The sequence below is a fragment of the Streptomyces sp. MMCC 100 genome, assembly GCF_041538145.2.
Lineage (GTDB): Bacteria > Actinomycetota > Actinomycetes > Streptomycetales > Streptomycetaceae > Streptomyces.
Map to the genome: position 1 here is coordinate 818,437 of NZ_JBGORK020000001.1, position 11,778 is coordinate 830,214.

10 protein-coding genes and 1 tRNA gene are annotated in these 11,778 nt (G+C 71.3%); 4 read left to right on the plus strand and 7 right to left on the minus strand.

What is annotated here, in order from left to right:
- Positions 1 to 259: 259 nt before the first annotated feature.
- Complete coding sequence (locus ABS735_RS03850) at positions 260 to 1,315, plus strand: LacI family DNA-binding transcriptional regulator (protein WP_373899972.1); 1,056 nt, start codon at positions 260 to 262, stop codon at positions 1,313 to 1,315.
- 147 nt (positions 1,316 to 1,462) lie between these two features.
- Here ABS735_RS03850 and ABS735_RS03855 read toward each other — a convergent pair.
- The 4 genes from ABS735_RS03855 to ABS735_RS03870 form a co-directional block, all read right to left on the minus strand.
- Positions 1,463 to 1,535, minus strand: a tRNA-His gene (locus ABS735_RS03855).
- A gap of 122 nt (positions 1,536 to 1,657) precedes the next feature.
- Positions 1,658 to 2,260 carry an oligoribonuclease gene (gene orn / locus ABS735_RS03860; RefSeq protein WP_373899973.1) on the minus strand — a complete coding sequence of 201 codons (603 nt, stop codon included), beginning with the start codon at positions 2,258 to 2,260 and terminating at the stop codon, positions 1,658 to 1,660.
- 169 nt (positions 2,261 to 2,429) lie between these two features.
- Positions 2,430 to 3,626: a helix-turn-helix domain-containing protein gene (locus tag ABS735_RS03865; protein ID WP_373899974.1), complete on the minus strand. Its 1,197-nt coding sequence runs from the start codon at positions 3,624 to 3,626 to the stop codon at positions 2,430 to 2,432.
- Between the two features lie 386 nt (positions 3,627 to 4,012).
- The gene (locus ABS735_RS03870; RefSeq protein ID WP_373899975.1) at positions 4,013 to 4,291 is read right to left on the minus strand and encodes a hypothetical protein; all 279 of its coding nucleotides are present in this window, start codon (positions 4,289 to 4,291) and stop codon (positions 4,013 to 4,015) included.
- 293 nt (positions 4,292 to 4,584) lie between these two features.
- Between ABS735_RS03870 and ABS735_RS03875 the strand changes: the two genes are divergently transcribed.
- A complete protein-coding gene (locus ABS735_RS03875) occupies positions 4,585 to 5,112 on the plus strand; it encodes a universal stress protein (RefSeq protein WP_007449983.1) in 528 nt (175 codons plus the stop codon).
- 81 nt (positions 5,113 to 5,193) lie between these two features.
- Here ABS735_RS03875 and glmS read toward each other — a convergent pair whose 3' ends face one another.
- Together glmS and ABS735_RS03885 are read right to left on the minus strand one after the other, a co-directional pair.
- A complete protein-coding gene (gene glmS, locus ABS735_RS03880) occupies positions 5,194 to 7,011 on the minus strand; it encodes a glutamine--fructose-6-phosphate transaminase (isomerizing) (RefSeq protein ID WP_373899976.1) in 1,818 nt (605 codons plus the stop codon).
- Between the two features lie 51 nt (positions 7,012 to 7,062).
- Entirely contained in the window at positions 7,063 to 7,320 is a 258-nt protein-coding gene (locus tag ABS735_RS03885) for a hypothetical protein (RefSeq protein ID WP_003976012.1), read from the minus strand.
- Between the two features lie 165 nt (positions 7,321 to 7,485).
- On the opposite strand from ABS735_RS03885, the gene ABS735_RS03890 reads away from it, so the two are divergent.
- Positions 7,486 to 9,048 (plus strand): purple acid phosphatase family protein, encoded by a 1,563-nt coding sequence (locus tag ABS735_RS03890; RefSeq protein WP_373899977.1) that lies wholly within the window; start codon positions 7,486 to 7,488, stop codon positions 9,046 to 9,048.
- A gap of 88 nt (positions 9,049 to 9,136) precedes the next feature.
- Here the strand turns inward: ABS735_RS03890 and ABS735_RS03895 are convergent, their stop codons facing one another.
- On the minus strand, positions 9,137 to 10,030 hold the full coding sequence (locus ABS735_RS03895) for a DUF4429 domain-containing protein (RefSeq protein ID WP_373899978.1): 894 nt from the start codon (positions 10,028 to 10,030) through the stop codon (positions 9,137 to 9,139).
- Positions 10,031 to 10,161: 131 nt separating this feature from the next.
- Between ABS735_RS03895 and ABS735_RS03900 the strand changes: the two genes are divergently transcribed.
- Positions 10,162 to 11,769 (plus strand): beta-N-acetylhexosaminidase, encoded by a 1,608-nt coding sequence (locus ABS735_RS03900; RefSeq protein WP_373899979.1) that lies wholly within the window; start codon positions 10,162 to 10,164, stop codon positions 11,767 to 11,769.
- Positions 11,770 to 11,778 lie beyond the last annotated feature (9 nt).

An 11,778-nucleotide genomic window follows, 5' to 3' on the forward strand; every position in this document is an offset into this window, starting at 1 on the left:
CGGGATGTGTATGTGCCAGGTAGTGTGGGAGCGCTCCCACAAGTGATGTGTTGAAGAGTCGCGGGTCCGGGCGGGGGTGTCAAGGGAACGGACGCGACGAATTGCGTTCAGTTATCGGCCTGTTAACTGGACGCTTCGAGCGACACGGAGACACTCCCGTACGGCGGGGGAGGGGCCGGAGTCGGTCATTACACCCGACCGGCCTGTTAAATTCCAGGCCAGCCGCAGAGTGCGGGGGTGACGACGGGAGGCGGAGCCGATGGCAAGCCACGGAGTGCGTGGGCGGAGCGGTGGCCGGCCCACCCTCGAAGAGGTGGCGGCCCGCGCGGGCGTCGGGCGCGGCACGGTCTCCCGCGTGATCAACGGCTCTCCCCGGGTGAGCGACGCGACCCGGGCGGCCGTCGAGGCGGCGGTCGCGGAACTCGGCTACGTCCCGAACACGGCGGCCCGCGCGCTGGCGGCCAACCGTACGGACGCGATCGCCCTGGTGGTGCCCGAGCCGGAGACCCGGTTCTTCGCGGAACCGTACTTCTCGGACATGCTCAAGGGTGTCGGCTCCGAGCTGTCCGACACCGAGATGCAGCTGCTGCTGATATTCGCGGGCAGCGACCGGGAGCGGGAGCGGCTCGCCCAGTACCTCGCGGCGCACCGGGTGGACGGCGTCCTGCTGGTCTCGGTGCACGCCGACGACCCGCTGCCCGACCTGCTGGCCCAGCTGGAGATCCCCGCGGTGATCAGCGGCCCGCGCTCGGCCGCGGAGCCACTGGCGTCGGTGGACTCGGACAACTACGGCGGCGCCCGCTCGGCCGTCGAGCACCTGCTGTCCCGGGGACGCGGCCGGATCGCCCACATCACCGGCCACCTCGCCGTCTACGGCGCCCAGCGACGCGTCGACGGCTACCGCGACGCCCTGCGGGAGGCGGGCCACGAGGTGGACGAGGGGCTGATCGAGGCGGGGGACTTCACCGAGGAGGGCGGGCGCCGCGCGATGGCGGAACTGCTGCGCCGGCACCCCGACATCGACGCGGTCTTCGCCGCCTCGGACGTCACCGCGGCCGGCGCCGGCCAGGTCCTGCGCGAGGCGGGCCGGCGCATCCCGGACGACGTGGCGCTGGTCGGCTACGACGACTCGGCCATCGCCCGGCACATGGAGCCGCCGCTGACCAGTGTGCGCCAGCCCATCGAGGAGATGGGCCGCGCGATGATCGACCTGCTGCTGACCGAGATCGCGGACCGCAGGCCGGCCGCCTCGCGGGGCCTGGAACGGCACCAGGTGGTACTGGCGACGGAACTGGTGGAGCGCAGGTCGTCGTGAGGCCGGGGGCGAGGCCGGGGCCGGCGGGGCCGTGCGTCTGAGTGCGGCCCCGCCGCTGCTCCGACCCCGCCGCCGCTCCGACCCCGTCGGTGCTCCAACGCAATCAGCCGGTGACTCTCTCGCGAGAGCCACCGGCTGATTACTCAGGGTGAGTGACGGGACTTGAACCCGCGGCATCCTGGACCACAACCAGGTGCTCTACCAGCTGAGCTACACCCACCAAGGCCGGTGCTCGAATCCCGCATGGCGGGGTTTCCCGACCGGCTGAGAAAAAGTGTACAGGGTCCGAAGGGGTGCTCGCGCCCGGCTTTCCGGACGCCGCCGCCCGGCGGGCCCGCGGCCCTAACCGGCGGATACGACGTGCTTGGCGGCGATCGCCTTGGCCGTGTCGGAGTCGGGGCCGGGCTGCGGGACGAAGACCGCCTCCCGGTAGTAGCGCAGCTCGGCGATGGACTCGCGGATGTCGGCGAGCGCGCGGTGGTTGCCGTTCTTCTCGGGGCTGTTGAAGTACGCCCGCGGGTACCAGCGGCGGGCCAGCTCCTTGATCGAGGAGACGTCGACGATCCGGTAGTGCAGGTAGCCCTCCAGCGTCGCCATGTCCCGCAGCAGGAAGCCGCGGTCGGTGCCGACGGAGTTGCCGCACAGGGGGGCCTTGCCGGGCTCCTTCACGTGCTCCCGCACATAGGCCAGGACCTGGGCCTCGGCGTCCGCGAGGGTCGTGCCGCCGTCCAGCTCCGCGAGCAGCCCGGACGCGGTGTGCATCTCACGCACCACCTCCGGCATCGTCTCCAGGGCCCGGTCCGGCGGGCGGATGACGATGTCGACACCCTCGCCGAGGATGTTCAGCTCGGAGTCGGTGACGAGGGCGGCAACCTCGATGAGCGCGTCGTCGGACAGCGAGAGGCCGGTCATCTCGCAGTCGATCCACACCATGCGATCGTTCATGCGGCCACTGTACGGGGGGCGCCTGTTCACGGGGTCCCCGGCGTCGGTGCGGGCGTCACGGGGGCTGCCGCCCCCGAACCCCCGCTTCGGCCCTGAACGGGCCTCGTCCTCGAACGCCGGACGGGCTGGAGCGGCCCGTCCGGCGTTTCGAGTGTCACGTCACTTCACGTCACGGTGCACTGCGCTGCCCCGGCACGCTCGCCGCGCCCGCCGGCATCGGGGATGCCGTGCGGCGGGTCTGGAACGGGACCGCGTTCTCCGGGGGGAGGACGGCCGGCGGGTCGGACGGGGGCAGGGGCCGGGAGGCTCCCGCGGCGGCGGTGTCCGGGTCCGGCTGGCGGTCGCCCTGGGGGCGGCGGGCCCGGTAGGCCGCCCGGTAGGCGGCCGGGGACGAACCCAGCTGGCGGCGGAAGTGGCCGCGCAGGGCCACCGGCGAGCGGAAGCCGCACCGGCCGGCGACCTCGTCCACCGAGTAGTCCGACGTCTCCAGGAGGCGCTGCGCCTGCAGGACCCGCTGGGTGATCAGCCACTGCAGCGGGGCGCTGCCCGTCAGCGAGCGGAACCTGCGGTCGAAGGTGCGGCGGCTCATGTAGGCGCGCGCGGCCAGCGTCTCCACGTCGAACTGCTCGTGGAGGTGCTCCAGCGCCCAGGCGACGACCTCGGCGAGCGGGTCGGCGCCGATCTCCTCCGGTAAAGACCTGTCGAGGTAGCGCTCCTGGCCGCCGCTGCGGCGCGGCGGGACCACCAGCCGGCGGGCCAGCGCTCCGGCCGCCTCGTTGCCGTGGTCCGTGCGCACGATGTGCAGGCACAGGTCGATCCCGGCCGCGGTGCCCGCGGACGTCAGCACGTCGCCGTCGTCCACGAACAGCTCGCGTGGATCCACGTGCACCGACGGATAGCGCTTGGCCAGCGTCGGCGCGTACATCCAGTGCGTGGTGGCGGGGCGGCCGTCCAGCAGGCCCGCCGCCGCGAGGACGAAGGCACCCGTGCACAGCCCGACTATGCGTGCCCCCTCCTCGTGCGCCCGGCGCAGGGCGTCGAGCGCGTCCTCCGGCGGCGGTGAGGTGATCGACCGCCAGGCCGGTACGACGACGGTGCCCGCGCGGGAGATCGCCTCCAGTCCCTGCGGCGCGGTGAGTTCCAGGCCCCCCGTGGTCCGCAGCGGGCCCTCCTCGCCGGCGCACACAAGCAGCCGGTAGCGCGGCACGCCGGCGTCCTGGCGGTCGATCCCGAACACCGACAGCGGTATGGAACTCTCGAAGATGGGGCCGCCGCTGAACAGCAGCACCGCGACGATCTCCTTGCGGCGTCGCCCGGAAAGCTTCCGGGCCGCGGCTTCCGGCGCGGCAGCGGAGTCGTGGCTCATACTGCTAAGCCCCCCTCGGTGGTCGCGGCGCCCTTCACCCTTCGGGTCTGTCGCTCCAACACGTTTCCCCTCGGTCCTGCACGAGTCCCCCGCCGTAGACGGTCAAGATCGAATCTACTGTGTCCCGCCGCGCCGAGGTGGCCGGTTTGGCACTTGGGACATTGTCGACATGGCAACTTGGCGTGAAGCAGTCGATCACGAAGCGTTGCACTCCGGGGCGCCCCTGGGAAGTGCGCCTTGTGTCAGTGGCCAATCCCCGTAGGGTGCGAAGGGGTCCAGAGACCCTTTTCGTGCAGGTGGAACGGGGGTTCGGGGGTGGTGAGGGGTGCAGATGCGCCACCTGCGGAAGTTGGCTGAAAAGAAGCGGAACTGTGCGCGGAAACCGGTCAGTCGACCGGTGTGTTTTCCCCAGCGTGCCGTCCGCCCCTGCGGGCCCGCGGCCGGGCCGCCACACGCTCGGAACGTCGCAGCAGCAGACGGCAGGCGCCGGTGACGGCGGCCAGGCCGAAGGCCGTGCCGGCGGCGCCCGCGAAGGAGGCGCCGTACCAGAGCAGTGCGACGGGGACGAGGAAGCAGCTGAACGCCGCCCAGCGCACGAGATCGGTGACGCCGTCCCGGTCGGGTGTGCCGGACGTCGGTTCGTCGCGGCGGTGCGGTCCTGGCACGGGTGCTCCCTGGGGTGGCGGCATGGAGATCAACGTCCGCGCGGCGCATCGGTCACGACCGGTGACGGGCAGTTGAATCCTGTGCAAACCGCCTGCACAGAGCAGCAACCATTGCGTTACGGGCGTCCTCTCGGGCATGCTCCGGTGAATCCCGCGGCGGACCCTCCGCGGGATCTGGGCGAAGGAGGCGTGCCGCCGTACCCTTGGGGGTATGGGCTTGGGAAGACCATTCCCGGACACAGCTCCGCCGCACACTGTTGTCCCCCATAGAGGATAAAAACGCCGAGACAGCCATGGCCGGTCACGAATTCTTCGAACCCGCGGACCGCAAGCGGCCCGTCGCCGAACCTACGGCGGCCGAGCCCCTGGCGGCCGAAGAGCCACGCCAGTCGTGCGACCCAGCCTTCAAGCACGGCGTCGTCGTCGGCTTCGACGGCTCCACCTCCAGCGAGCGAGCGCTCGCCTACGCCATCGGCATGGCGTCCCGGCTGGGCTCCGGCCTGGTCATCGTGCACGTCGCCAACCGGCTGCCCACGACGGTGTGGGCCGGGTGCGAACCCCCGGTCTTCGTCGACGTGCCCGACCACCGCACCGAGGTGCTCGGTCTGGAGCTGGCGTGCGCGGACTACCTCGCCGAGGTGCCCTGGATCCTGGTCGAGCGCGGCGGCGACATCTGCCACGAACTCGAAGAGGTGGGGCGGGAGTACGAGGCGGACGCCATCGTCGTCGGCTCCAGCCACGGCCTGGTCGGCCGCCTCTTCGGCTCCGTGGCGGGGCGGCTCGCCAAGCGGGCGAAGCGGCCCGTGGTGGTCATTCCCTGACGTACCGGATGAATCAGGTCAACCGGAACGGCCCCCGCCTGTGTCACCACGCGCGGGGGCCGTTCGGCGGAAACCGGGCGGCTACTCCACCGTCACCGACTTGGCGAGGTTGCGGGGCTTGTCGATGTCCCGGCCCATGGCCAGGGCCGTGTGGTAGGCGAGGAGCTGGAGCGGGATGCCCATGAGGATCGGGTCCAGCTCGTCCTCGTTCTTCGGGACGACGATCGTGTGGTCGGCCTTCTCCTGCTCCTGGTGGGCGACCGCGAGGATCTGACCGCTGCGGGCCTTGATCTCCTCCATGGCCGCGCGGTTCTTCTCCAGCAGGTCGTCGTCCGGCACGATCGCGACCGTCGGCAGGGCCGGCTCGATCAGGGCGAGCGGGCCGTGCTTCAGCTCGGAGGCCGGGTAGGCCTCGGCGTGGATGTAGGAGACCTCCTTGAGCTTCAGGGAGGCCTCGCGGGCGACCGGGTAGCCCCGCACGCGGCCGATGAAGAGCATCGAGCGGGCGTCGGCGTACTGCGCGGCCAGCTTCTTGATGTCCTCCTCCTGCTTCAGCATCTCGGAGATCTGCGCGGGCAGCTTGCGCAGGCCCTCGATGATCCGCTTGCCGTCGCGCACCGACAGGTCGCGGGTGCGGCCCAGGTGCAGGGCGAGCAGCGCGAAGGCGACGCAGGTGTTGGTGAAGCACTTGGTGGAGACGACGCACACCTCGGGACCGGCGTGCACGTACATGCCGCCGTCGGCCTCGCGGGCGATCGCCGAGCCGACGACGTTGACGATGCCGAGGACCCGGGCGCCCTTGCGCTTGAGCTCCTGCACGGCGGCCAGCACGTCGTAGGTCTCACCGGACTGGGAGACGGCGATGTACAGGGTGTCGGGGTCGACGACCGCGTTGCGGTAGCGGAACTCGGAGGCCGGCTCGGCGTCGGCGGGGATCCGGGCCAGCTCCTCGATCATCTGGGCGCCGATCTGGCCCGCGTGGTACGAGGTGCCGCAGCCGAGGATCTTCACGCGGCGCACGGCGCGCGCGTCGCGGGCGTCCAGGTTGAGGCCGCCGAGGTGCACGGTGGAGAAGCGGTCGTCGATCCGGCCGCGCAGGACGCGGTCGACCGCCTCGGCCTGCTCGTGGATCTCCTTGTGCATGTAGGTGTCGTGGCCGCCCATGTCGTAGGAGGCGGCCTCCCACTCCACGGTGGTGGGCTCGGACGTGGTGCGGGTGCCCTCGGTGGTGTAGGTGCGGAAGTCGTCGGCCTTGAGGGTGGCCATCTCGCCGTCGTCGAGCGTGACTATCTGGCGGGTGTGGGCGACCAGCGCGGCGATGTCCGAGGCGACGAACATCTCCTTCTCGCCGATGCCGAGGACGACCGGCGAGCCGTTGCGGGCGACGACGATGCGCTCGGGGAAGTCGGCGTGCATCACGGCGATGCCGTACGTGCCCTCGATCACCCGCAGGGTCTCGCGGACCTTGTCCTCCAGCTTCTCCGCCTCGGAGCGGGCGATGAGGTGGACGAGGACCTCGGTGTCGGTCTCGGAGAGGAACTCGACGCCGTCCGCCTCCAGTTTGCGGCGCAGGTCGGCGGCGTTGTCGATGATGCCGTTGTGGACGACGGCGACCTTGTTGTCGGCCGACATGTGCGGGTGGGCGTTCACGTCGGAGGGCGCGCCGTGGGTGGCCCAGCGGGTGTGGGCGATGCCGGTGGTGCCCTTGAAGCGCGCGGGGACCTTGGCCTCCAGGTCGCGCACCCGGCCCTTGGCCTTGACCATCCTGAGGCCGGTCGCCTTCGGGGAGGTGATGACCACGCCCGCCGAGTCGTACCCGCGGTACTCCAGGCGCTGCAGGCCTTCCAGGAGCAGGGGCGCGACGTCACGCTTGCCGATGTATCCGACGATTCCGCACATGTATACGTAAACCTCGTGTCTCTCTTCGGCCTCGCGGCCGTAGGCGGCCTCTCAGCCGTAGACGATGCGGCGCAGCTGACGGAGCGACAGCTCCGGCGGCGCGACCGCCCGGTATTTCAGTTCCGCCTCGATCCGCTCGAAGATCGTCGCGTTCACCAGGCCCTGGGCCTGGAGCTCGCGGTGGCGGCGACGGACGTACTCCTCGGTCGTCTCGTCGAAGTAGGCGAGCACGTCCTGGACCACACGCAGCGCCTCGCCCCGGCTCAGCGGGGTGGACCGCGTCAGATGATCAACGAGTTCGTCGTGCACCCGGTAGATCCTGGAGTACGGGAGGGGGCTGTGCAAGAATCCTGCCCGCTTTCGGGCAGATGACTGTTGAAACTCTCATGAGGGGCTGTTCGCGACCCGTCCATCTCGCGTCCGGAATCTCGTTGCCCGAGGGGACGAGTTTCAGACGCCATGGACATTCCTCGCATGGGCGTTCCCGAACCGCTGGCCGACCGTATGAGCATGGCCGAGCAGCACGAGTACCTGCGCGCCAGGTTCTCGCGACGCACGATGATCAGGGGCGGCGCGGTCACGCTCGGGGCCGTCGCGGGCGGCGCGTTCGTGCCGGGCGCCACCGCGCGGGCCGCCACCCCGAACCGGCGGCCGGGCGGGACCGACACGGTCGACGGCGCCCTCGTCGCCCCCTTCGGCCGCCACCTCGCCTACGGCAACGACCCGCGCACCGAGATGACCGTCTCCTGGCAGGTCCCGGTCGCGGTGGACAAGCCCTTCATCCGCGTCGGCGCCCACCCCTGGGACCTCTCCCACAAGATCGACGCCGAGCCGCGCCCGCTGCACACCCCGGCCGGCGTCGGCGCGAGCGGCGACCACACGCAGTACTACATGCACGCCAGGCTGACCCGCCTCAAGCCCGGCCGCACCTACTACTACGGCGTCGGCCACGCCGGTTTCGACCCGGCCGAGCCCCACCTCGCCGGCACCCTCGGCACCTTCACCACCGCGCCCGCGCGCTCGGAGCCGTTCACCTTCACCGCCTTCGGCGACCAGGGCGTCAGCTACCACGGCCTCGCCAACGACGCCCTGATCCTCGCCCAGAACCCGGCCTTCCACCTGCACGCCGGAGACATCGCCTACGGCGACCCGGCCGGGCAGGGCAAGACCTCCGACACCGGCTTCGACTCACGGGTGTGGGACCAGTTCCTGTACCAGACCGAGTCGGTCGCCAAGCAGGTCCCGTGGATGGTGGCGTACGGCAACCACGACATGGAGGCCTGGTACTCGCCCAACGGCTACGGCGGCGAACAGGCCCGCTGGGAACTGCCCGACAACGGCCCCGACGCCGACAACCTCCCCGGCGTCTACTCCTTCGTGCACGGCAACACCGCCGTCATCTCCCTGGACGCCAACGACATCTCCTTCGAGATCCCCGCCAACCTGGGGATCTCCGGCGGCACCCAGACCCGCTGGCTGGAACGGCAGCTGAAGAAGTACCGGGCCGACCGGGACATCGACTTCGTCGTCGTCTTCTTCCACCACTGCGCCTACTGCACCTCCACCGCCCACGCCTCCGAGGGCGGCGTCCGCGACGAGTGGGTGCCGCTGTTCGAGAAGTACACCGTCGACCTGGTGATCAACGGGCACAACCACGTCTACGAGCGCACCGACGCCATCAAGGGCGGCGAGGTCGCCAAGGAGCTGCCGATCGGCGGCACCGCCCACCCCGAGACGGACGGCGTCGTCTACGTCACGGCGGGCGCGGCCGGCAAGAGCCTGTACGCGTTCAGCGCCGAGCAGAGCTACGAGGGCCACGAGAAGGACGTCGAGTCGGTGTCGTCCTTCGTGTGCGTCGACGGCGGTCGGCAGAGCGAGAGCGTCGCCTGGTCCCGGGTCCGCTACCTCGACTACTCCTTCCTGCGCGTGGACGTGACGCCCGCCTCCCGGGGGCGGCTGGCGACCCTGAAGGTGCGGGGCATCGCGGAGACCGGGGAGACGGTCGACCACTTCACGGTGGCGCGCCGGGCCCGGTAGGACGGGGGCCGGGCCGGGAGGGACGAGGCTGGGCCGGGGAGGACGCGCCGGGTCCGGTAGGACCCGCCGGGCGCGGCGCGACAGCCGGTCACATCCGCTTCAGCACCGCCTGCTTCGCCAGGGTGAACTCCTCGTCCGTCAGCACCCCGGAACGGTGCAGCTCACCCAGCTCCCGCAGCCGGCGCAGCAGCGCGTCGTGGTCGTCCTCGGCGGCCGGCGCGGGCGCCGGCAGGGGGGCCGGGGTCTCCTCGGCCGGGCCGGCCTCCTCCAGGGCCGCACGGGTGGCCGGGTGCGGCAGGCGGGCCTGTACGGCCGCGGCCACCAGCGCCATCAGCGGGTCCTTCTTGAAGCCCCACAGCTCCACCGCGTTGGGGTCGTACTTCGGCGGCACCTTGCTCGGCGCCGCCCGCACGGTGAAGCGGAGGTGGCCGTTCTCCAGACCCACCGTCGGCTGCCACTCCACGGCGACGATGTCGGAGAGGGGGAGGGTGCGCGGCCCGGCGGCGGACTTGGCGTCCTCCGCCTGCCACTTCCACTCCAGGCGCACCCGTTCCCCGTCGAAGTTCGCGACGCCGTCCCCGGCCGACACCGACAGCGGTACCGATGGCCCCGGCAGCAGGTAGGCGTCCACCGGGCCGGACGGAACCTGGTCGAGGAGCAGGGCGTTGCGCACCTCGTCCACGAAGTACTCGGCCACGCCGTACCGGTCGGGCTCCACCAGGAGCTGGTACGGGTCGTGCGGCTCGGTCAGCCGGCCGCCCGTCGCGTGCAGCAGGGGGTCGGCGCCGTCCCGCAGCCGCAGCCTCAGCCGCCCCGACTTCTTCCCCTGCTCGAACGATATGCCCGCCAACGCGGCGAGCGGTACGAGCAGTTCACCCAGCTCCCTGCGGAGCAGACTGACGTTCTTGTCCCGCCCGGGTGTCAGCCGCAGGGCGTCGCCGTCGAAGACCCACGTTCCGTCCTTCTGGATGATTTCCGCCATGCGGGGATTGTTTCATCGCTTCTGCGGGCGGTGATGGTGCGGGAGAGTGGTCTACACCCGTCCTCAACACCCGTCCCCGAAGCCCGCCTTCGACAAACCCCCTGATTGCACGCCTCGCGAAGGGAGCGCACGTGAGACCTCATCGACGGCACCACAGAACGACTCCCCGCCTCACCCGGCTGCTGGGAGCGCTGCTGCTGGTGGCGGCGGTCGGCGCCATGACCACCGGCGCCGCCCCGGACCGGAAGACGCCCGCGCAACCCACCCCCCTCGACCAGGTGATCCCGGCCCCCGCCTCGGTCGACCCCGGCGGCGCCCCGTACCGCCTCACCCGCGGCACCCGCATCCGCGTCGACGACTCGCGCGAGGCCCGCCGCGTAGGCGACTACCTCGCGGACCTCCTGCGGCCCTCCACCGGTTACCGACTCCCCGTCACCTCCCACGGCCACGGCGGCATACACCTGCGCCTGGCCGAGGGCCCGTACGGCGACGAGGGCTACCGCCTCGACAGCGGCCGCTCGGGCGTCACCATCACCGCCCGCAAGGCCGCGGGCCTTTTTTACGGCGTCCAGACCCTGCGTCAGCTGCTGCCCGCCGCAGTCGAGAAGGATTCCGTACAGCCCGGCCCCTGGCTGGTCGCGGGCGGCACCATCGAGGACACCCCGCGCTACGCCTGGCGCAGCGCCATGCTCGACGTCTCCCGGCACTTCTTCGGCGTCGACGAGGTCAAGCGCTACATCGACCGCGTCGCCCTCTACAAGTACAACAAGCTCCACCTGCACCTCAGCGACGACCAGGGCTGGCGCATCGCCATCGACTCCTGGCCGCGCCTGGCCACCTACGGCGGCTCAACCGAGGTCGGCGGCGGCCCCGGCGGCCACTACACCAAGGCGGACTACAAGGAGATCGTGCGCTACGCGGCCTCCCGCCACCTGGAGGTCGTGCCCGAGATCGACATGCCGGGCCACACCAACGCCGCCCTCGCCTCCTACGCCGAGCTGAACTGCGACGGCGTGGCACCCCCGCTGTACACCGGCACCGAGGTCGGCTTCAGCTCGCTGTGCGTGGACAAGGACGTCACCTACGACTTCGTGGACGACGTCCTCGGCGAACTCGCCGCGCTCACCCCGGGCCGCTACCTGCACATCGGCGGCGACGAGGCGCACTCCACACCGCACGAGGACTTCGTGACCTTCATGAAGCGGGTGCAGCCGATCGTCGCCAAGTACGGCAAGACGGTCGTCGGCTGGCACCAGCTGGCCGGCGCCGATCCGGTCGAGGGCGCGCTGGTCCAGTACTGGGGCCTGGACCGCACCGGCGACGCGGAGAAGGCCGAGGTCGCCGAGGCAGCCAGGAACGGCACCGGGCTGATCCTCTCCCCGGCCGACCGGACGTACCTGGACATGAAGTACACCAAGGACACCCCGCTGGGCCTGTCCTGGGCGGGCTACGTCGAGGTGCAGCGGTCCTACGACTGGGACCCGGCCGCCTATCTGCCGGGCGCCCCGGCCGAGGCGGTCCGCGGGGTCGAGGCCCCGCTGTGGACGGAGACCCTGTCCGACCCGGACCAGCTGGACTTCATGGCCTTCCCGAGGCTGCCGGGCGTCGCCGAACTGGGCTGGTCCCCGGCGTCGACGCACGACTGGGACACCTACAAGGTGCGGCTCGCCGCGCAGGCACCGCACTGGGAGGCGATGGGGATCGACTACTACCGCTCGCCGCAGGTGCCCTGGACCTGACCCGGACGG

Excerpts from the sequence above, each read along its gene's own strand:
- ABS735_RS03850 (WP_373899972.1), top strand. The coding sequence starts at position 260 with ATGGCAAGCCACGGAGTGCGTGGGCGGAGCGGTGGCCGGCCCACCCTC.
- orn (WP_373899973.1), bottom strand. The coding sequence starts at position 2,260 with ATGAACGATCGCATGGTGTGGATCGACTGCGAGATGACCGGCCTCTCG.
- ABS735_RS03865 (WP_373899974.1), bottom strand. The coding sequence starts at position 3,626 with ATGAGCCACGACTCCGCTGCCGCGCCGGAAGCCGCGGCCCGGAAGCTT.
- ABS735_RS03875 (WP_007449983.1), top strand. The coding sequence starts at position 4,585 with ATGGCCGGTCACGAATTCTTCGAACCCGCGGACCGCAAGCGGCCCGTC.
- glmS (WP_373899976.1), bottom strand. The coding sequence starts at position 7,011 with ATGTGCGGAATCGTCGGATACATCGGCAAGCGTGACGTCGCGCCCCTG.
- ABS735_RS03890 (WP_373899977.1), top strand. The coding sequence starts at position 7,486 with ATGGGCGTTCCCGAACCGCTGGCCGACCGTATGAGCATGGCCGAGCAG.
- ABS735_RS03895 (WP_373899978.1), bottom strand. The coding sequence starts at position 10,030 with ATGGCGGAAATCATCCAGAAGGACGGAACGTGGGTCTTCGACGGCGAC.